The organism is Methylomonas rivi (genome assembly GCF_024505165.1).
Taxonomy (GTDB): domain Bacteria; phylum Pseudomonadota; class Gammaproteobacteria; order Methylococcales; family Methylomonadaceae; genus Methylomonas; species Methylomonas rivi.
Genome location: NZ_JANIBK010000001.1, coordinates 26,615 through 44,832 on the forward strand (window position 1 = coordinate 26,615; position 18,218 = coordinate 44,832).

Annotated in this window: 21 protein-coding genes; 6 read left to right on the top strand and 15 right to left on the bottom strand. The window is 51.5% G+C overall.

The annotated features are described in order from the left end of the window. Positions 1-50: 50 nt before the first annotated feature. The 7 genes from NP596_RS00125 to def all read right to left on the bottom strand — a co-directional run bounded on the left by NP596_RS00125 (position 51) and on the right by def (position 5,523). A complete protein-coding gene (locus tag NP596_RS00125; RefSeq protein WP_256613167.1) occupies positions 51-1,187 on the bottom strand; it encodes a right-handed parallel beta-helix repeat-containing protein in 1,137 nt (378 codons plus the stop codon). 38 nt (positions 1,188-1,225) lie between these two features. Next, complete coding sequence (locus NP596_RS00130; RefSeq protein ID WP_256613168.1) at positions 1,226-2,185, bottom strand: DHH family phosphoesterase; 960 nt, start codon at positions 2,183-2,185, stop codon at positions 1,226-1,228. A 13-nt stretch (positions 2,186-2,198) separates the two neighbouring features. Beyond that, entirely contained in the window at positions 2,199-2,813 is a 615-nt protein-coding gene (gene cysC, locus NP596_RS00135) for an adenylyl-sulfate kinase (protein ID WP_256613169.1), read from the bottom strand. 68 nt (positions 2,814-2,881) lie between these two features. Then, positions 2,882-3,205 (bottom strand): DUF2845 domain-containing protein, encoded by a 324-nt coding sequence (locus NP596_RS00140; protein WP_256613170.1) that lies wholly within the window; start codon positions 3,203-3,205, stop codon positions 2,882-2,884. Between the two features lie 9 nt (positions 3,206-3,214). Next, positions 3,215-4,048 carry a quinoprotein dehydrogenase-associated SoxYZ-like carrier gene (locus NP596_RS00145; protein WP_256613171.1) on the bottom strand — a complete coding sequence of 278 codons (834 nt, stop codon included), beginning with the start codon at positions 4,046-4,048 and terminating at the stop codon, positions 3,215-3,217. 24 nt (positions 4,049-4,072) lie between these two features. Continuing rightward, positions 4,073-4,954 carry a quinoprotein relay system zinc metallohydrolase 2 gene (locus NP596_RS00150; RefSeq protein ID WP_371927876.1) on the bottom strand — a complete coding sequence of 294 codons (882 nt, stop codon included), beginning with the start codon at positions 4,952-4,954 and terminating at the stop codon, positions 4,073-4,075. Between the two features lie 41 nt (positions 4,955-4,995). Next, positions 4,996-5,523, bottom strand: a complete 528-nt coding sequence (def, locus tag NP596_RS00155; protein ID WP_256613173.1) for a peptide deformylase — start codon at positions 5,521-5,523, stop codon at positions 4,996-4,998. Between the two features lie 171 nt (positions 5,524-5,694). Between def and NP596_RS00160 the strand changes: the two genes are divergently transcribed. Then, positions 5,695-6,018: a hypothetical protein gene (locus NP596_RS00160; protein ID WP_256613174.1), complete on the top strand. Its 324-nt coding sequence runs from the start codon at positions 5,695-5,697 to the stop codon at positions 6,016-6,018. A 41-nt stretch (positions 6,019-6,059) separates the two neighbouring features. On the opposite strand, the gene NP596_RS00165 is transcribed toward NP596_RS00160, so the two are convergent. From NP596_RS00165 to NP596_RS00185, 5 genes are all read right to left on the bottom strand, one after another. Beyond that, complete coding sequence (locus tag NP596_RS00165) at positions 6,060-6,383, bottom strand: HesB/IscA family protein (RefSeq protein WP_256613175.1); 324 nt, start codon at positions 6,381-6,383, stop codon at positions 6,060-6,062. Positions 6,384-6,394: 11 nt separating this feature from the next. Continuing rightward, entirely contained in the window at positions 6,395-7,501 is a 1,107-nt protein-coding gene (locus tag NP596_RS00170; RefSeq protein WP_256613176.1) for a cysteine desulfurase family protein, read from the bottom strand. Then, positions 7,502-7,987: a Fe-S cluster assembly transcription factor gene (locus NP596_RS00175; protein WP_256613177.1), complete on the bottom strand. Its 486-nt coding sequence runs from the start codon at positions 7,985-7,987 to the stop codon at positions 7,502-7,504. 85 nt (positions 7,988-8,072) lie between these two features. Then, positions 8,073-8,822 carry a serine O-acetyltransferase gene (cysE, locus tag NP596_RS00180; RefSeq protein ID WP_256613178.1) on the bottom strand — a complete coding sequence of 250 codons (750 nt, stop codon included), beginning with the start codon at positions 8,820-8,822 and terminating at the stop codon, positions 8,073-8,075. A gap of 5 nt (positions 8,823-8,827) precedes the next feature. Continuing rightward, complete coding sequence (locus tag NP596_RS00185; RefSeq protein WP_256613179.1) at positions 8,828-9,553, bottom strand: RNA methyltransferase; 726 nt, start codon at positions 9,551-9,553, stop codon at positions 8,828-8,830. Between the two features lie 92 nt (positions 9,554-9,645). On the opposite strand from NP596_RS00185, the gene NP596_RS00190 reads away from it, so the two are divergent. The 3 genes from NP596_RS00190 (at position 9,646) to NP596_RS00200 (ending at position 12,400) form a co-directional block, all read left to right on the top strand. After that, positions 9,646-10,440, top strand: a complete 795-nt coding sequence (locus NP596_RS00190; protein WP_256613180.1) for an inositol monophosphatase family protein — start codon at positions 9,646-9,648, stop codon at positions 10,438-10,440. A gap of 96 nt (positions 10,441-10,536) precedes the next feature. Beyond that, complete coding sequence (locus NP596_RS00195) at positions 10,537-11,445, top strand: NAD(P)-dependent methylenetetrahydromethanopterin dehydrogenase (protein WP_256613181.1); 909 nt, start codon at positions 10,537-10,539, stop codon at positions 11,443-11,445. A 49-nt stretch (positions 11,446-11,494) separates the two neighbouring features. Further along, positions 11,495-12,400, top strand: coding sequence for an NAD(P)-dependent methylenetetrahydromethanopterin dehydrogenase (locus NP596_RS00200; protein WP_256613182.1), 906 nt, complete (start codon positions 11,495-11,497; stop codon positions 12,398-12,400). A 41-nt stretch (positions 12,401-12,441) separates the two neighbouring features. On the opposite strand, the gene NP596_RS00205 is transcribed toward NP596_RS00200, so the two are convergent. Continuing rightward, positions 12,442-13,080, bottom strand: a complete 639-nt coding sequence (locus NP596_RS00205; protein WP_256613270.1) for a response regulator — start codon at positions 13,078-13,080, stop codon at positions 12,442-12,444. Positions 13,081-13,251: 171 nt separating this feature from the next. On the opposite strand from NP596_RS00205, the gene NP596_RS00210 reads away from it, so the two are divergent. After that, positions 13,252-14,958, top strand: a complete 1,707-nt coding sequence (locus tag NP596_RS00210; RefSeq protein ID WP_256613183.1) for a proline--tRNA ligase — start codon at positions 13,252-13,254, stop codon at positions 14,956-14,958. A gap of 65 nt (positions 14,959-15,023) precedes the next feature. Here the strand turns inward: NP596_RS00210 and NP596_RS00215 are convergent, their stop codons facing one another. Then, entirely contained in the window at positions 15,024-15,194 is a 171-nt protein-coding gene (locus tag NP596_RS00215; RefSeq protein WP_013820495.1) for a rubredoxin, read from the bottom strand. Between the two features lie 283 nt (positions 15,195-15,477). Between NP596_RS00215 and NP596_RS00220 the strand changes: the two genes are divergently transcribed. Next, positions 15,478-16,236: a PEP-CTERM/exosortase system-associated acyltransferase gene (locus NP596_RS00220; protein WP_256613184.1), complete on the top strand. Its 759-nt coding sequence runs from the start codon at positions 15,478-15,480 to the stop codon at positions 16,234-16,236. Between the two features lie 18 nt (positions 16,237-16,254). Here NP596_RS00220 and NP596_RS00225 read toward each other — a convergent pair whose 3' ends face one another. Then, positions 16,255-18,198, bottom strand: coding sequence for a type VI secretion system Vgr family protein (locus NP596_RS00225; RefSeq protein WP_256613185.1), 1,944 nt, complete (start codon positions 18,196-18,198; stop codon positions 16,255-16,257). Positions 18,199-18,218: the final 20 nt, after the last annotated feature.

The window sequence follows — 18,218 nt, forward strand, 5'->3', positions numbered from 1 at the left end:
CACTCTAATCGAGCTAAAAGTATTAGTTTGACCGTATTATTCAATAAATATTATTCCATATAGGGCAAGGGAATAAATGGGTAATCTTTTATGCCTGATTTTTCCCGGCTCTGATACCAGATATTGACGCCATCGACAACCACCTCTTCTTTACCGACAAAAACATTCGAATCAAACTTAGTCTCGACATCCTCCCCCGCCGCATGCAGTAAATTGTTCCGCCCCTTTCTCTCCATAATCACGACATTATTTTTCAACTCGACATAATTACTTTTATGTTTATAGCCTTCCAAGCCATATCCAATCAAATCGGAGTTCACGGAGCCGGGGCCTTTTTCTAAAATAGAATTGCGAATACTGACAATGCCGCCATTCGGTATATCGATAAGCCTACTGCTATCGGACGACAGAGAAGCCACTACGCTTCTAACAATCTCCGTTACCCTTGCCCGGGATTTTATTTCGTGGCCTTGATCGACCGCGGCAATAAACAAACTGTCTTCAATATAAAGTTCTCCGCCGACGCCAACATATATTCCATGCGACTTCCCACGCCGCCCTAACAACTCGAATCTACTGTCCTTGATTTTAACGAGCTCCGGTTGCTTACCCGTCAGCAGCCCTTGTTCGCTATCATGGAAGTACACATGATTTAACAGCAGGTTACCGCCTTCCAATCTTACGCAGGCACCATTTTGATCGGGAACCTTAATGCCTCTACATTCGATATTATCGATAGTAGCGGAATTTCCTTTTATAACAATCGCGCCTTTACCGCCGGCAACGGCACCGTCGAATATAACATGCCCCCTCCCAACAACCGTAATCCCGTTTTTACGAATAAAAAGCGGTGTTTTATAAACGCCGGCGCCCAATTCCAACGTATCGCCGTCCCGCAGAGCATCTAACGCGGACGTCAAATCCGGAAACTCGCGCCCGTTCACTAAGATTTTATTCTCGCCAAGTTGATTAATGTATTTTGGCGTCCATTTACCGAAAGAAGCGTTTATCTCCTCTTGAATCTCGGCGGAATTTTTTTTATTCTTTTCAGACACCGTAAAAAATTTATTCTCTATACCATAGCGGATTTTGGGATTGCCGATTAAAACGTAAACCAACCCAATATGCGCTACAAAGCCCACCAGAGCCATATATCCCACTATTAATTTATTTAAGCGCTTAATCAAGCCGATACCCTATCGAGAGCATATAGAATAACCTTACCTTATCGGGAATAATATGAAACAAAAGCCTCCATAAACTCGGAAAGCCTATCCGTTTCCAAGTGATTGATTCCAGCCGCCGCCATCCTGCCGCCGCCGCTTGGAAATTTGGCGCATAATACGTCCGCGCCCGCTTTATTATTCAAGGGCGCTCTTACACTTACCACGTACCCTCCACGCTCGTTCAAACTCAAAACCGCATGCGCGCGGCCTGGATGGAGATTGGCTAACTCATTACTCCAAACCCCGCTAACGCGACGGGCCCACTTTTCATCCGGCAGAATAAAAAGCGCCGCGTGTTCGGTTTGAAATTCGGCTTTTGTCCGCTTGGCCAAGCGCATATCGTTGGCATAACCGTCCAGCAGGGCCTGATAAATATCGCGCCGATCAGCCATAAAAGCCAACGGCGATTCATATCCATATAAAAACCGATACAGCGCATCCGGGGCAAAATTTAAATCTTCAAGATTCGTACCGTAACCATTGTAATTCAAACATATCCCAAGCTGCTTTAACGATTCGATTTGGTCATCGGATAAATTTAACCCATGCGCCACGGAAACGGCCTTGTCCGTCAGATTATCTCCAAAAGCCGCGGTTACTGCCCAAGCGCTAAAGCGGCGGCCTAAATACTGATCCACCAGCAAACTGGTGCACACATTGGCATCCGTGTTTATCAAGGCCGTTAATAGCGGGTTGACGGGAATGTCCGTGGCTTGGTGATGATCGGCGTAAAAAACCTCAACCCGCCGATCCAATAAATCCATGAGCGGCTGACGGTTTTTATCAAGCGATATATCCAGAACGTTGACGCGGTCGCCCGCCTTGGCATCGACCCGTTTTAACAAGCTTATGTCCCGTTTGACTCCCGTAACCAATATCGAATCGGCCGGCTCGGCCAAGCGCAATTGCAGCAAGGCGCAGATTCCGTCCGCATCGCCGTTAAACACATCAAAGTTCATTTACAGACCAGCCTTATGGTTTTCTTGACACGACGCCGCGCTCTTGCAGCAGCAGCAGCACTTGCTCGACACACTCGTCCAAACTGTACTTGCCGGTATCGACTTTCAACTCCGGCTTTTCCGGCGCCTCGTAGGGAGAGGAGATGCCTGTAAAATACTTAATTTCCCCTTGCCGGGCCTTTTTATACAAACCTTTTACATCGCGTTCTTCGCAAATAGCCAGATCGCAACTACAGTAAATTTCAATAAAATCGCCGTGCGGCACTAATTTTCTGGCCAAATTACGTTCCGCCCGAAACGGGGAAATGAAGGCTGTCAGCGCAATGGTTCCCGCTTCCAACATCAATTTAGCCAATTCGGCAATCCGGCGTATGTTTTCCTGCCGGTCCTGGTCGGAAAATCCCAAATCCCCGCACAGACCATGCCTGACATTATCGCCATCCAGCACGAATGTTCTGCAACCCAGTTGATATAGACGCTCTTCAACAGCATGCGCCAGGGTTGATTTTCCCGCTCCCGATAAGCCGGTAAACCATAAAATAACCGACTTATGTCCATTCTGTTGTTCCCGCCTGACCCTCGTTACCGTCGAGTGATGCCAAACGGTATTGCTGCTTTGTTTGTTCATAAAATTATTCGGCTAAAGCCTATTATGTGAAGTGGAAAAGACCCATTTAGCTAGAAGGCCTGACTTACTCAACGCCCATATTCCAGATTTTCAATTTTTTTTAAAACTCCATTTTCAAACTGTAAAAATTGTTTAAATCGCCTGGGACCGAAGTTATATACCCATTCGTCAATAACCACTTCTTCGTACTGATCCAACTCCAACGCACCGTAAGGGTGCCGCAAACGGCTGGCCCGCATGCCATACCGCCTGTCGGCCCACTCAGGCTCGCCGCACTTTTCCAATACGTCCGGCTTATAATCGCCTACCTGCACCAACTTGCGGCCGCAACGAAAAGCCAGCGCATCCGTCGAGGCCAAAATCAGGCACAACGCCAGCACCAGGGTTTTCATCCGTTCCCTTTAAGGGGTGACCGCGTATTGCTGGGAATAACTGGCGCCTTTATCGCATACTTTTCTGCTGACGGGCGACTCGCAGGAAATATCGCTGAATTCGGCCTTCAACTCGCCCGGCTTGTCCGGTATGAAATAAAAACGGAAATTGGGGTCGGCACTGATGGCAATATCGATTTTGGCGTTCAATACCGGCTTATCGTTAAAAGTGACTTTAAGCTGATCGATGAAATGCGATTTCCTAACGTATCTAGTCATCTGATCCATCTGCATACCCGTCAGATTGGGGTGACTGATCATTAGCTGTGCTTCGGTCGGCTGGCCGGGCTTCATGCCGTCATCCAAACGGAACTTGACTTTCCCCAATCGTTTCATGGCCTCGTCCAAGTCCGCTCCAACCGGCGCGGAACAACCGCCGCTGGCCTTGACGAACTTTTTGCTCATGGTCAGTTTGCCGTCATTGGTTTCGGCGATCGCGCGGATATTGCTGTAGGTATTCACCCGCACCCGCATGGCTAAATCCGCCTTGCCGCTTTCCGGAAAAAATTCGAATTCGCCGACAAACGGAAATGGATTTTTATCCACCAGCACCCAGATTTTTTTGATGTATTTGTCTTTGCCTTGCGGCATTTTACTCGTTACCTTGACCGGTACGATCGCCGGATCTTCCGCCCGGTAAGGCGCTTCCAGCTCGATGACCGCATCCGACTCCTCAATGGTTTTGCCGGCAAAAAACTGCGTCTTCAGGGTATTGTTCCAGGTACTGTCATCATCGCCGCCTTCGGCCAACGCGGCAGCCGGCAGCAGCATAATCAAAAAGACAAATTTGGCTAAATTTTTCATGAGTTTCTCTCAGGCGTTAATTATTCAGTCTTCCCACTCAAGTTCCGCAAAGGCAATGGTGACGTTTTTACGGTGAAATTGCTCAAACAATTGCCAGTTTTTTTTTGCCGATAAACCCGCATGATCGACGGCATATTCCAAGGTTTTGCCTTGTTTGAGCATGGCCCGGATTTCGCCGGCCAATTGCTCTAAATAGGCTATATGCGGCTGCGAACCGAGCGGCCAATCTTTCACTAATGGACCGTGTCCGGGTATTACCAATTTGTAATGATTTTGCGCCAGCCGCCGCAATTCTTTCAGCCAACCTCGGATGCTGCCGTCGATCACAGGAATATGCTCTAAAAACAGCAAATCGGCCAGCCACAGTGTATCGGTATTTTTATCGTAAACGCTTAAGTCATTATCGGTATGCGCGGCCGGGTGCGCCGTTAACACCAATTCGCGGTTACCCAAATTCAAGCTCATGGTCTGTTTGACTTGTAAATCGGGCGGAATAATGTTGTCCGGACTGACGCGGATATCCAACAACTCATCGGCCTTACTCAAATAGTGCGGCGCGCGGGTAGCCATGGCGCGCGCCAATTTGTAATGACCGACAAAGCGTACCCCCTTGTTTTTGAACGCCCTGTTTCCATAGATATGATCCGGGTGTACATGGGTATTGATCACATAACATATGGGTTTGGCAGTGACTTTTTTTACCGCCTGGCGCAACGCAATGCCTTGTTGCGGACTACCGCCGCTATCGATGACCGCCACGCAGTCGTCGCCGACGATAAAACCGATATTGGCGATTTCACCGTGATTTTCGCGGTCGGGCCAATGATGTTCGGAGCGATGAACAAACACCCCCGGTGCAGCTTCCGTTACCGGCAAGGCTGGCAAGGCCCAGCTTGCGGCGTTCATCAACAATCCTAAACCAACAAGCAATAACCGCATATCGCACCCTAAGCCGCTATTCGTTTGAAAAACTCGGATTCCGAAATAATGTCTTGATTGGTTTCGACTCTATCCAGATACACCAAGCCTTGTAAATGATCGTACTCATGCTGAAATACTCGCGCGGGAAAGTCTTCTAAAATCATCCGCCCCGGCCGCCCGTGCGCGTCTTGGTAGTCCACCCGCACGGAGCGATAGCGCGGCACCAGAGCGCGAATACCCGGCACGCTCAAACAACCTTCCCAATCCTTGACGACATTATCATCCACTATCCGAAAACGCGGATTAACCATCGCGACAGGCGCCATGTCGGGCGCTTTCGGGTAACGTGCCGTAGGCCGCGACGCGACAATAATAATCTGACGGGAAACGCCGAGTTGCGGCGCGGCAATGCCGACACCGTTGCTTTCCAGCATCGCATTTTGCAAATCGCTCAGTAAGACATGGAACTTCGCACAGGTGAAATCATCAATAGGCAGTGCTTTTTGGCGCAATACCTCTGCCCCCAATTGCACAATTTCAGGCTTTTCGCTCATCTTAAAACCCAGGATAAATAACTTATATCAACCATGTTAGCAGACGGCAGTATACTGTTGTTTATTAGAATTTACTCACCTTTACTTTCATACGCTTTTTTGTGATAGTAACCGGGAGACGAAACAGGCACTTGTGCCGGGATATCCCCACCACATCAACCAGGAGACAATATGAAAAAAATTCAAAAAACACCTTTTGCATTGGCAATGAGCGCTTCCTTACTGCCTTTCGCCGCCAACGCCGCGCAACCCGGCAACAATCCATTCGCCATGCAGGACTTGAATTCGGGCTATATGCAAACCGCGGAAGCCGAAAAAGACGGTGCTTCTAAAATGAAGGACGGCGCCTGCGGAGAAGGAAAATGCGGCGGCCAAATGAAAGATAAAACCACCGACAAAAAAGCCATCGAAGCTGTTTGTGCCGGCAAAAAAGCCGCCCCCGCCCCAAGCGGCGACAAAGCGGAAGACGGCAAAAAATCAGAACCGGCCAAATAACGCCGTGCGGCACCGGCTAATTGCCGGTGTCGATTTCACGCTCAGACGCTAAAACTTTCCCCGCAACCGCACATACCCTTGACATTGGGATTATTAAACTTAAAGGCTTCGTTAAAGCCCTCTCTGGCATAATCCAGCTCTATACCATTCAGTTTATCCAGATCCGCCTGCTTAACCAGCACCTTGACATCGAACTGATCGAACACGATTTCATCCGCGGCCGGTTCATCTGCATAATCCAGCACATAAGCGTAACCGGAACATCCCGCCGGTTTCACACCCAAACGCAAGCCCAATCCGGAACCGCGTTTTTGCAACTGTTTGCGGATCTGATTCGCCGCGCGCTCGGTCACCGTAATACTCATACCGTTCTCTCCTAATTTCTTGCAAGCAATGTTGTTAAAACACTGACGAATTGATCGATTTCCTGTTCCGTATTGTCTTTACCTAGGCTAACCCGAATAGCGGATTTGGCCAATAAAGCATCCACGGCCATCGCGGCCAAAACCGGGCTGATGTGCTCTGAACCCGTAGCGCAGGCCGAGCCGCTGGAAACGGCGATATTCTTTTGGTCCAACTGCATCAGCAGCATTTCGCCATTGACTGCTGGGATACCGAATTGTACGGTATTGGGCAAGCGTTCCGCTTGTTCGGCAAAAATCACCACTCCCGGAATCGTCTTTAATTGCCGCTCCAGGATACCCCTAAGAGTTTGCATGCGCGCAATTCGCTGCTCAAGTTCCAACCGCGCCAATTCCGCGGCCTTACCGAATCCCACAATTGCCGGTACATTTTCGGTTCCGGCCCTTAGTCCGCGCTCTTGTTCGCCGCCGTAAAGCAATGGCTGTATGTCGACGCCGGCTTGCCATGCCAAAGCCCCGCAACCTTTGGGGCCGTATATTTTATGGCTGGACAAACTCATCAAATCCACCCCCAGCCGCTTAAAACTGACCGGCATTTTACCCATGGCCTGAACCGCATCGGTATGCAGCAATCCGCCGACCGCCTTGATTTTATCCGCCCAGTCGGCTACCGGTTGAATAGCCCCGGTTTCATTGTTCGCCAACATCAACGACACGAAGTCGCCGGCTTGCAGGCCTTGTTCCGCAATCGTCCCGGGCAATACCACGCCCGCGGTATCGGCCGGCAGGGCATTGACAGCCCGGTAATGTTCCGCCCGGCGAAATGCATTTTCAGCCACTGCCGGGTGCTCGATAGCCGAAACCCATAACCGTCTGCCCCGCGCGCTGGCAAGAGCCAATGCATTGGCTTCGGTACCGCCGTTGGTGAACAGGATTTGCGCGGCTGGCACATCGATCAACGCCGCCACTTGTTCGCGGGCGGTGTCCACGGCGCTACGGGCGATACGCCCCAATCGATATAAACTGGAAGGGTTGCCGTACAGTTGCCGAAAATACGGCAACATGGCCTCCACCACCCGTTCGTCAACCGGCGTGGTGGCATTGTGATCAAAATAGATCATTTAAGCCGATTTTCGTTCCTGCAGCGTCTGAATATCGATAACCTGTTCGGACTGCTTGGCCTGCCTTTTCGCCACTTCGCTGACCAGCTCTCTTTCCAGCAACTGGCCCAGGGTAATTTGTTTCAGGTAAGCGCGAATTTGTTCGCTCAATCCCATCCACAAATCGTGCGTGATGCACGGCTGATCATTGTGGCAGTTGGATTTTCCGCCGCACTTGGTGGAATCGACAGGCTCGTCGACGGCCTCGATAATGTCGGCAATATTGATTTCGCGCGCCCCGCGGCTTAAGGTGTAACCGCCGCCCGGGCCTCTCACGCCCTTGACCATGCCGGCTTTGCGCAACCTCGCAAACAATTGCTCCAGATACGATAACGAAATGGTCTGCCGGGTAGCGATGTCGGTTAAAGTGACGGGATGCTTTTGGCTGTGATAGGCCAAATCCAGCATGGCCGTGACCGCATAGCGCCCTTTGGTGGTAAGTCGCATAAAGGCCTCCTCATTAAACTTAGTTAAAGTAGGGAGACTATAAATAAACCTACTATTTTAGTCAAGTATTGCGCTTCTAGCGATTTCAGGTTTTATCCTTAATCTGGCAATCGTCCAACTGGGGCATATTTTTTTCGCCGCATTGAATGCCGGCGTCATTCAGCTTTTGGCACATGGTTTCGATCTGCTTGTCCATTTGATGAATATGGTCCAACATCAGATTAATCGCATTGGCAATAGGATCAGGCATATCGGTGGCCCCATAGGCGTCGAAGCCGATTTTTTGCGCCGTCGCATCGCGCCGGGCTTTCTCCTGTTTCGCCTTGCCGTCGATAATATGGGCGGGAATCCCTACCACGGTAACGCCATCCGGCACCGGCTTGACTACGACCGAATTGGAACCGACCCGGGCGCCCTCGCCGATTTCAATCGGCCCCAGCACTTTGGCGCCGGCACCGATTACCACCCCATTTTTCAAGGTAGGATGTCGCTTGCCCTTGTTCCAACTGGTGCCGCCCAGCGTCACACCGTGATAAAGCGTGCAATCGTCGCCGATCACGGCCGTCTCCCCAATCACCACGCCCATGCCGTGGTCGATAAAAAAACGCCGGCCGATCCGCGCGCCGGGGTGTATTTCGATCCCCGTCAACCAGCGGCCCAAAAACGACACATAGCGCGCCGGCCAATGCAGACCGCGCCGCCACAAACCATGACTGAGCCGATGGATCAAGACCGCATGAAAGCCCGGATAAGTCGTTATCACCTCAAATATTGACTGCGCCGCCGGATCGCGCGCAAAAACGCATTGAATATCTTCTTGAATTCGGCTGAACATGGCGATTACTTTAAATTGTGATTTTGAGAGAAGCGCAAGATACCGCGCAATATATCCAGCTCCTTGGTGTCCAACTGAGCGCGGTTAAACAGGCGGCGTAAGCGGCGCATGATAGACTTGGAACGCTCCGGATGTAAAAAACCGATATCCGCCATGGTCTGCAGTAAATGCCGATAAAAACCTTCCATTTGCTCCGCCGTCGCCAAGGGCTCATCGCCCCGATCGCCAATGCTACTCGGATATTCCAGGCCGCTGGCGACAAACAATTCATAACAGACCACTTGTACCGCGGCCGCCAAGTTTAACGAGCTGTATTCAGGATCGCAGGGAATCCGCAATAAATAATGGCAAAGATCCAGCTCATGGTTTTTTAAGCCGGAATTTTCCCGGCCAAATACCAGGGCGATATTATCCTCGCCGCTACGGCCCACCCATTTCCCGGCAGCTTCGCGCGCGGTTACCGACGGCCAGCTGATGGTCCTGTCACGGGCGCTGGAACCCAAAACAATCCGGCAATCGGCTATCGCTTCCGGCAACGAAGAATAGACCGTGGCGGCACGCAACACATCGTCCGCTCCGGAGGCGCGGGCCGTGGCATCGGCATGCGGAAACAACTTCGGCGAGACCAGCCGCAACTGATTCATGCCCATGTTCTTCATGGCCCGGGCGACGGCGCCGATATTGCCCGGGTGCGATGTTTCCACTAAAACGACCTTAAAATTAGACAGCAAAGACAGTTTCCGACCACTAAAAAACCGGCGATTCTAACAAAAGATTTGCTATGCTATCGGGGTTTTCTAACTGCTCATTACCAATTCGATCTATGCATCCCATGCTTAATATAGCCGTGCGCGCAGCGCGTAACGCCGGCGACCTGATTCAACGTTCTTCCAACAATATCGAAAAACTGACTATCGATCAAAAAAGCCGCAACGATTATGCGTCGGAAGTCGACCGCATGGCCGAGCAAGAAATCATTAAAGTCATCCGCGCGGCCTTTCCCGACCACGCTATCTTGGCGGAAGAAAGCGGCCACCATCGGGGTAACGATTATGTGTGGGTCATAGACCCCCTGGACGGCACCACCAACTTTTTGCACGGTTTTCCGCAATATGCCGTATCGATTGCTCTCAAGTTGAAAAACAAGTTGGAAATCGGCGTCATATACGACCCGGTCCGCGACGAGCTTTTCACCGCCGAACGCGGCGGCGGCGCCATGCTGAATAACCGTAAGATCCGCGTCACCAAACAGGCCAGCATGCGCGGCGCGCTGATCGGCACCGGCTTTCCGTTCAAAACCATGGAGCATATCGAACCCTATCTGGGTATGTTCAAAGCCATCGCCGCCGATACGGCCGGGATTCGCCGGGCCGGCGCCGCGGCGCTGGATATGGCCTATGTAGCCTGCGGCCGACTGGATGCCTTTTGGGAAATCGGCGTCAAGGAATGGGACGTTGCCGCCGGGGTATTACTGATTCAGGAAGCCGGCGGCGTCGCCACGGACTTTTCCTTTAACGACAAATACCTGCAATCCGGCAACATCATCGTCGGCAATCCGCGCATGCACCAGTTGATGTATCACGCCATTGCCCCGCACGTTACCGACAAGCTCAAATAAACCGTCGGCTGGCATTATTCGCCGCAAGACCTAAAATTGTTATCGACTTGCCTTTTCTTTTATACTTGAAGGCTAATCAAAATCTAAGAGGAAATCATGGAAAAACCTTTCATCCTACACATGCTGACTACAGCCAAAAACCTAAGCCCTTTCGACGTCAACATGGCGATGGATGCCGGCTGGATCCAGGCGGTTCCTTACATCAATGTCGAGCCCAGCGAAGTGCGCGGTTTGGTGCAAGACGCGATTTTCTCCCGCAGCCCGAAAGGTTTAAAACGTACCGCTATTTTCATCGGCGGCCGCGAAACCAAACAAGCCATGGACATGTTGAAACTGGCGAAAAACTCCATGTTTCCTCCGTTCGAAGTGTCCGTGTTCGCAGACCCCAGCGGCGCATTCACTACCGCCGCCGGCATGGTAGCGGCGGTTGAAAAAGAATTGGCCGACAAATTCGGCACCACGCTGGAAGGTAAAAATATTCTGGCCCTCGGCGGCACCGGCCCGGTCGGCCAAGCCGCGGCCGTTATTGCCGCTCAGGCCGGCGCCCATGTCAGAATCGTCGGCAGGCAGCTGGATAAAGCCCAGCGCACCGCCGAACTTTGCAGCGAAGAATTTGGCGACGGTAAAATCGCCATTACCGCCGGCGCCGATGCCGACAAAGCCGAATATATGCAAACCGCGGACATCGTGTTCGCTACCGGCGCCGCCGGCATCGAATTGCTCGGCGCCGATCTGATCGCCGCCGCACCGCAATTGAAGGTAGTTGCGGACGTTAACGCCGTCCCGCCCGCGGGCATTGCCGGCGTGGATGCATTCGACAACGGCAAGCCGCTGGCCGGCTCCACCAGCGGCGCGGTCGCCATCGGCGCCTTGGCCATCGGCAACATCAAATATCAGGCCCAGAGCCGCTTGTTGAAACGCATGCTGGAATGCGACAAACCTTTATTCCTGCACTTTGAGCACGCTTTCGAAGTAGCCCGCGAATTTATCAAGTCGTCTAATTAACGCGTTTTGTAAGCGCCAGCACCCGTCAATTACCGAGGTTAAGATCAAAATGTCAAAACGCAGCATACTTCATATGTTCGACCCGATGCCAAACAATAGTCCGTTTGACATCAACATGGCGCTCGATGCCGGTTTTGACGTGCTGATGCCGTACTCCAACGTCAAACTGGAAAACATCCAGAATCTGACCCAGGATGCCATTTTTTCGCGCAGCCCGTCCGGCATCAAAAAAACCGGAATCTTTATCGGCGGCCGCGACATCGGCTTGGCCATCGACATGCTGCAAGCCACCCAGCCGGCCATGGTGCCGCCGTTCGAGATTTCCGTGTTTGCCGATCCCAGCGGCGCTTACACCACCGCCGCCGCCTTGGTGGCCTGTGTGGAAAAAGCCCTAAGAGACGTTCACGGCAAGGCATTATCGGACTGCAAGGCCTTGGTATTCGGCGGCACCGGCCCGGTCGGCATTGCCACCGGCATCATTGCGTCATTACAAGGTGCCGACACCGTTTTGGTCGACCACTTGTCCGCGGAGACCGCAAACGACGCTGCCAAACAATACAACCGGCGTTTTAACGCCAACATGAGCGGCGCCGTCGCCAGAACCGATGCGGACAAAATCGCCTTGCTGGCGGATGCCGACATTGTGTTCTGCACCGCCAAAGCGGGCATTCGGGTATTAAGCGCCGCGGTATTGGCTCAAACCCGGCAACTAAAAGTGGCCGGCGATGTGAATGCGGTTCCACCGGCTGGAATCGAGGGTATCTCCGCCAACGATATGGCAATCCCCATGCTGCATGCCGCCCAATCGCCAAAGGCCGTTGGGGTAGGCGCGCTGGCGGTCGGCAACGTCAAATATCAATTACAGCATGAATTGTTAAAATCCATGTTGGAGAGCGACAAGCCCGTCGTTATCGATTTCAGAGAGGCCTTCGGCAAAGCGCGCGGCTTGGTTTAATCTCGGCGACCCGCCCGCCTTGGGCGGGTAACTCAGCGGATTTAGATCGGTTCGGAATAATGGTGCTTAACCGCCAGCCGAGTCAACTCGACATCGTTTTTGATCTTCAATTTCGCGTATAGCCGGTAGCGGTAGGTATTGACGGTTTTATCGCTAAGCGTCAATGCTTCGGCGATCTCCTGAATGCCCTTGCCTTTTAATATCATCTGCGCCACTTCCGCTTCGCGCTGCGACAATTGCGAAAACGGCGAGGCTTCGCCGCCCTCCATCGATTCGAATACCAGATTGCTGGCTACATCCTGGCATAAATAACGCTTCCCGGACATTACAGCCCTAATAGCTCCTACCATTTCGCTGACCGGCGAAGCCTTGGAAACAAACCCTTCAACCCCCAGTTTTAATAATTGCTGCGGTATCGCTCCGCCATTGTGCACGGATAAACCGACTATTTTGACCTTGGGAAAGCGCTGTAAAATCCTCCTGCAGGCTTCAAAACCGCCCATGCCCGGCATATTCACATCCATCAACACCACGTCGGGCAGCTCGGCCTCCATTATTTGCAAAGCCTTTTCGCCGCAATCGCAAACGGCAACCACGGAAATGTCTTCGAATGCATTCAGCAATGCCTCGACCCCGCTTCTTATCAACTCGTGATCATCAACCAGCAAAACCTTAATCATATTTTCCAATACCTGACAATGTCATCGGTGCGTGCTTCAAAATATAGCCGGATTACACAAACTCGCTCATGATAGGCCATTTTTACCGTAAAATTAACCCCCTATTACATTCTCAGTTTACCGCTTAACCGGTAAAATAGCTGCTTATCGACTCAATAAAACTTCATCAATATGCGCACATCCCAATTTCCACTCAACACCGTAAAAGAAACCCCCGCCGATGCCGAAATCGCCAGCCACAAGCTTATGATACGCGCCGGCCTAATCCGTAAAATTGCGGCCGGCATCTATACTTGGCTGCCTTTGGGGCTGCGAGTCTTGCGTAAAGTGGAACACATTACGCGGGAGGAAATGAACAAAGCAGGTGCGCTGGAAGTATTGATGCCGGCGCTGCAGCCGGCCGAACTCTGGCAGGAAACCGGCCGCTGGGAAAAATATGGACCGGAACTGGCACGCATGCAAGACCGCCATGCCCGCGAATTTTGCCTGGGGCCGACGCATGAAGAAATTATCACCGACTTGGCCCGCAACGAACTGAAAAGCTACAAGCAATTGCCGATCACTTATTACCAGATTCAGACCAAATTCCGCGATGAAATCCGTCCCCGTTTCGGCGTCATGCGTTCGCGCGAGTTTGTGATGAAGGACGCCTATTCGTTCCATCTCGACCAAGAGTCTCTGCAAAAAACCTACAATGTAATGTATCAAACCTATACCAATATCTTTAACCGCTTCGGATTGAAATTCCGCGCCGTCATCGCCGACTCCGGCGCCATTGGCGGCGCGGTATCGCATGAATTCCATGTGCTGGCCGATTCCGGCGAAGATGCGATTGCCTTTTCAGACGCCAGCAATTATGCCGCCAACGTCGAAAAAGCCGAAGCCTTGGCACCCCAAGGCGAACGCCCTGAAGCGGCCGAAACCTTAACCCTGGTAGACACTCCCAACCAGCACAGCATCGAAGAAGTCAGCCGGTTTTTCAATGTCGGCGCCGAACAATGCCTGAAGACCTTGATCGTACGAGGCGACGACAACAGATTGGTCGCCTTGCTGCTGAGGGGCGACCACGAGTTAAACCCTATCAAAGCCGAAAAAATTCCCGGCGTACTCTCGCCGCTGCAATTCGCCGGCGATGAAGAAATTATCGCCACTTGCGGCTGCAAGCCCGGCTCGCTTGGCCCCATCGAGTTAAAAATACCCATCGTCGCCGACCGCGCTACCGCCTTAATGGCCGACTTCATCTGCGGCGCCAACCGGGACGGAAAACATTACAGCGGCGTCAACTGGGCGCGCGACCTGCCTCTGCCGGCAACCGCCGACTTACGCATGGTGGTGGAAGGCGACCCCAGTCCGGACAGACAAGGTCGAATCACCATCGCCCGCGGCATCGAAGTCGGCCATATCTTTCAACTGGGCGACAAATACAGCGCGGCCATGAATGCCGCCATCATCAATGAAGCCGGCAAAAACCAAATCATGCTGATGGGCTGCTACGGTATCGGCATTTCCCGCGTGGTGGCGGCCGCCATAGAACAAGGCCATGACGAGCGCGGCATTATTTGGCCCAACGAACTGGCGCCTTTCCAGGTCGCCATTTGCCCGATGAACATGCATAAATCCGACCGACTGCTGGAAACGGTGGAAAAAATATACCGCGAATTATTGGATGCAGGCATTGAAGTGCTATTGGACGACAGAAAAGTCCGGGCCGGGTTCATGTTCTCGGATATGGAACTGATCGGCATCCCGCATCGGATTGTGATTGGCGACCGCGGGCTCGATAGCGGCATGGTCGAGTACCAGGGACGTACCGAGCATGAAAGCCGCGAAATTCCTTTTTCGGAAATCGTCGACTTCCTGAAAAGTAAACTGGCTTAAACTTTACACTTAATAAAAAGGGCGCCGTAGCGCCCTTTTTTGCATAGATAGCTATCCGAATCGGCTTAACGCATTAAGGTAAACATGGCTTTCACAGCGCCGCACTTTGGGCAGCCCCAATCTTCCGGCACATCTTCCCAACGAGTGCCCGGCGCAACGCCATTGCGAGGATCGCCCAACTGCTCATCGTAAATATGACCACAGGTTTTGCATTTGTACTTTCTGAATTCAGCCATTTTTTTCTCCCGGTTTATATGATGTATATCAATCAACGGCAGAGATTGTAGCCAAGAGACCGGCAAAAAAAAACCACGAAGTTTTTGGCATTACCCGGATTTAGCCCAACCTTACCGGCACGACTACTTCAACTCGTCATATGATTTTAATCCAATCTTAAGCTTAAGCTTACATTCGCTGTAAAAGATATAGTCTAAAATTGTTCCGAAACTTAAATTTAGCCGCCCTCCCGGCGATGAATTTAAGCCACGGACTATTTCCAATAGCTTATGGAGTTTTACATTGGTTTCCGAAAAGCAATCTTTTGATAACTGTTTTGAGGTTTTCCTGGCGGACACGCCGGAAAGCAGACAAATTCATTACAACCTTAGGTATCAAGTCTATTGCGAGGAAATGGGCTTTGAAGACAAAACGCTTTACCCTGACGAGATGGAGTCCGATGAATGGGACGATAACGCCGTGCATTTTTTAGTCCGGCACAAAATATCCGGCCATTGGCTGGGGGGATTACGCTTGGTTTTCAACAAAAATGGCACATTGCCGTTCGAAAAACATAGCGCCTCTCATCAACCTATCAGCCACGTTAAACGCAAGGCCTCGGTGGAAATGTCCAGGTTGTGCGTCATCAAGGAAGCCCGGCGTTTTTCTTCCAAACGCTTTGCGCCCTACGGATTACCCGAGCAAGAAATCTCTGCGGAGAGCGAAAAAGTCCGATCGTTTTATAATTTCAAAAATCAAACCCGCAGCATGATTTGGGGACTGTTTAAAGCCGCGGTCGACTATTCTTCGGAAAATAATTTGGACTATTGGTATTTTATCGTGGCACCCGCGCTGGCATGCTTTATCAGACGGGAAGGTTTCGAACTGTCGCAAATCGGCGCCCCCTGCGACCATAAAGGGGTACGCACGCCTTACGAGATATCGGTTAAAAATATTCTGCAAAACCCATTGTGGTTAACCGATTACAAAAACGGCTTTGCTGTTTACTCCGACGTCTTCAAGGAACAAGCGTCGGGCATGCAAAAAACCGCTTACGCTTAAAAAAACGGCTTTCGGCGTTTAATTAATCATCACTACACCACCCTTGACGGTTAGCATGGCATCGCCGCTAACCGTGGTGGTGAGGCCTTTAAGATCCGTGGTGGTTTGCCCTTCTATTTTAATCATCAAGCCCTTAATCGTTACGCCGGTCTGATCGATTTTCACGCTGTTCTGGCCCACTTTCAGCTCAATCGACTGCATCGCTTCTTCGGTGATTTTGCCCGTGTTTACCTTGACCGTGCGGTTGCCCATGCCTACCGTGATCTCGTCATTCCCCTGCTTGATCTCTGCCGTTCTATTGCCCATTTTGACGGTGAGCAAATCGTTACCCTGGTCCAGCGTCACGGTTCGATCATTGTAAATATCGACTTTCTGGTCGCCGGGATCCTTTTTGTCGAAACCGATAGTATGCACATCGTCGTTCTCTACCACGCGGGTAAAGTTCTTTTCGGCATGCATGTACAGTTCTTCGTCGCCTTTTTTGTCTTCGAAGCGAATTTCATTAAAATTATCCGACGAGCCGTCCTTGCTGCTGCGCGACTTTATCCCGCTTTGGGTTTTATTGGCGTCCAGATCGTAAGGAGGCATTTGGTCCGCATTATAAACCCGCCCGGTTATGATGGGCCGGTCCGGATTCCCCTCCAGAAAATCCACGATCACTTCCTGTCCGATCCGCGGAATATGGATGGCCCCCCAGTTTTTGCCCGCCCACACTTGGGCTACCCGCACCCAACAGGAACTGTTTTCGTCGTTCTTACCCTCGCGGTCCCAATGAAACTGCACTTTGACGCGGCCGTATTTATCGGTGGTAATCTCGTCGCCGGATTTTCCCACCACTATGGCGGTTTGCACGCCTTGCACTATCGGAATGCGGCTGATTCTAGGCGCCCGATAATTGAATTTGCTGCTGATGACCGTATACAAGCACTGATAAGGTTCCATGCAATCGGCAATACCGAATGATTCGTAACCATTGTTTTGCAGCTGTATTTGGGTGGAAACGGCAATATATTCCTGGTTTTGGTCTTTGCGCGGAAACTCGATCAGGTCGAATTTATTGCCTGCCGCCAAGTTGCGCGTGTTGCCGGAGGCGGAAATATACTCAAACCCGGCCCGCATCTCCTGCATTCTGACTTTGGCGTAATGATCCCCATTCGCCGTTTTGATGTAATTGCCGGGGTAATCGTACACTTCCTTGCCGTCTTCCTCATGTCCGCCGGGATCGTTAGAGGTGGTTTTCAACTCGGCTTTCGGCTTCTCGAAATCGAAGTCGTCATGCTCGTAAACCCCGCTTTGGATTTCCTCGCTGACCCGCCAGTCGAATATATGCTCTTCTTTACGCCGGCCTTGATTTTCGGGCGGCAAATAACGGACTGTCTGCTTGGGCGGTTGCGCATGACCGGAACTGTCGTCGCACAGCACCATGGTATGCTGGCTGTCGGTATGTTTAAAGTAATAGTAAATACCCTCCGACTCCATCAGGCGGCTGATAAAATTAAAATCGCTTTCCCGATACTGCACGCAATATTCGCGCGGCTCATAGGTGCCGGACAATTTATTTTCTAAATCGGTATAGCCGTGCTCGGCCAACACTTTCTTGACGATATCCGGCACCGATAAATTGGAAAAGATTCTGCAATTACCGGTTCTGGACAACAACCAAGGCTTAGGCCGCAAGGTCGCCCGGTAATAATATAAGCGGCCCAACATGCCGAACAGACTGATACGGGTCACCACGCCATGAAAAGAGCGATGCTTGCCGTCCGGCAACAATAGTTTGACCGTGGCGTTTTTGCCCAGCAAAGCCTTTAAATCGATATCGTTCTTTTCGCTGAGCAACTCCAACTCATATTCGAATAACTGGCTCAAATGCTCGGTGCCGGTCATTCGATATAACAGCAAATCAGTCTCGCCCAACGGCGTGGTTACCGATGCTATCCGATCAACTTGAGATAGAGCCATGATTGAAGTCCTATAGTCCG

Excerpts from the sequence above, each read along its gene's own strand:
- NP596_RS00130 (WP_256613168.1), bottom strand. The coding sequence starts at position 2,185 with ATGAACTTTGATGTGTTTAACGGCGATGCGGACGGAATCTGCGCCTTG.
- cysC (WP_256613169.1), bottom strand. The coding sequence starts at position 2,813 with ATGAACAAACAAAGCAGCAATACCGTTTGGCATCACTCGACGGTAACG.
- NP596_RS00140 (WP_256613170.1), bottom strand. The coding sequence starts at position 3,205 with ATGAAAACCCTGGTGCTGGCGTTGTGCCTGATTTTGGCCTCGACGGAT.
- NP596_RS00145 (WP_256613171.1), bottom strand. The coding sequence starts at position 4,048 with ATGAAAAATTTAGCCAAATTTGTCTTTTTGATTATGCTGCTGCCGGCT.
- NP596_RS00150 (WP_371927876.1), bottom strand. The coding sequence starts at position 4,954 with ATGAACGCCGCAAGCTGGGCCTTGCCAGCCTTGCCGGTAACGGAAGCT.
- def (WP_256613173.1), bottom strand. The coding sequence starts at position 5,523 with ATGAGCGAAAAGCCTGAAATTGTGCAATTGGGGGCAGAGGTATTGCGC.
- NP596_RS00160 (WP_256613174.1), top strand. The coding sequence starts at position 5,695 with ATGAAAAAAATTCAAAAAACACCTTTTGCATTGGCAATGAGCGCTTCC.
- NP596_RS00165 (WP_256613175.1), bottom strand. The coding sequence starts at position 6,383 with ATGAGTATTACGGTGACCGAGCGCGCGGCGAATCAGATCCGCAAACAG.
- NP596_RS00170 (WP_256613176.1), bottom strand. The coding sequence starts at position 7,501 with ATGATCTATTTTGATCACAATGCCACCACGCCGGTTGACGAACGGGTG.
- NP596_RS00175 (WP_256613177.1), bottom strand. The coding sequence starts at position 7,987 with ATGCGACTTACCACCAAAGGGCGCTATGCGGTCACGGCCATGCTGGAT.
- cysE (WP_256613178.1), bottom strand. The coding sequence starts at position 8,822 with ATGTTCAGCCGAATTCAAGAAGATATTCAATGCGTTTTTGCGCGCGAT.
- NP596_RS00190 (WP_256613180.1), top strand. The coding sequence starts at position 9,646 with ATGCATCCCATGCTTAATATAGCCGTGCGCGCAGCGCGTAACGCCGGC.
- NP596_RS00195 (WP_256613181.1), top strand. The coding sequence starts at position 10,537 with ATGGAAAAACCTTTCATCCTACACATGCTGACTACAGCCAAAAACCTA.
- NP596_RS00200 (WP_256613182.1), top strand. The coding sequence starts at position 11,495 with ATGTCAAAACGCAGCATACTTCATATGTTCGACCCGATGCCAAACAAT.
- NP596_RS00205 (WP_256613270.1), bottom strand. The coding sequence starts at position 13,080 with ATGATTAAGGTTTTGCTGGTTGATGATCACGAGTTGATAAGAAGCGGG.
- NP596_RS00210 (WP_256613183.1), top strand. The coding sequence starts at position 13,252 with ATGCGCACATCCCAATTTCCACTCAACACCGTAAAAGAAACCCCCGCC.
- NP596_RS00215 (WP_013820495.1), bottom strand. The coding sequence starts at position 15,194 with ATGGCTGAATTCAGAAAGTACAAATGCAAAACCTGTGGTCATATTTAC.
- NP596_RS00225 (WP_256613185.1), bottom strand. The coding sequence starts at position 18,198 with ATGGCTCTATCTCAAGTTGATCGGATAGCATCGGTAACCACGCCGTTG.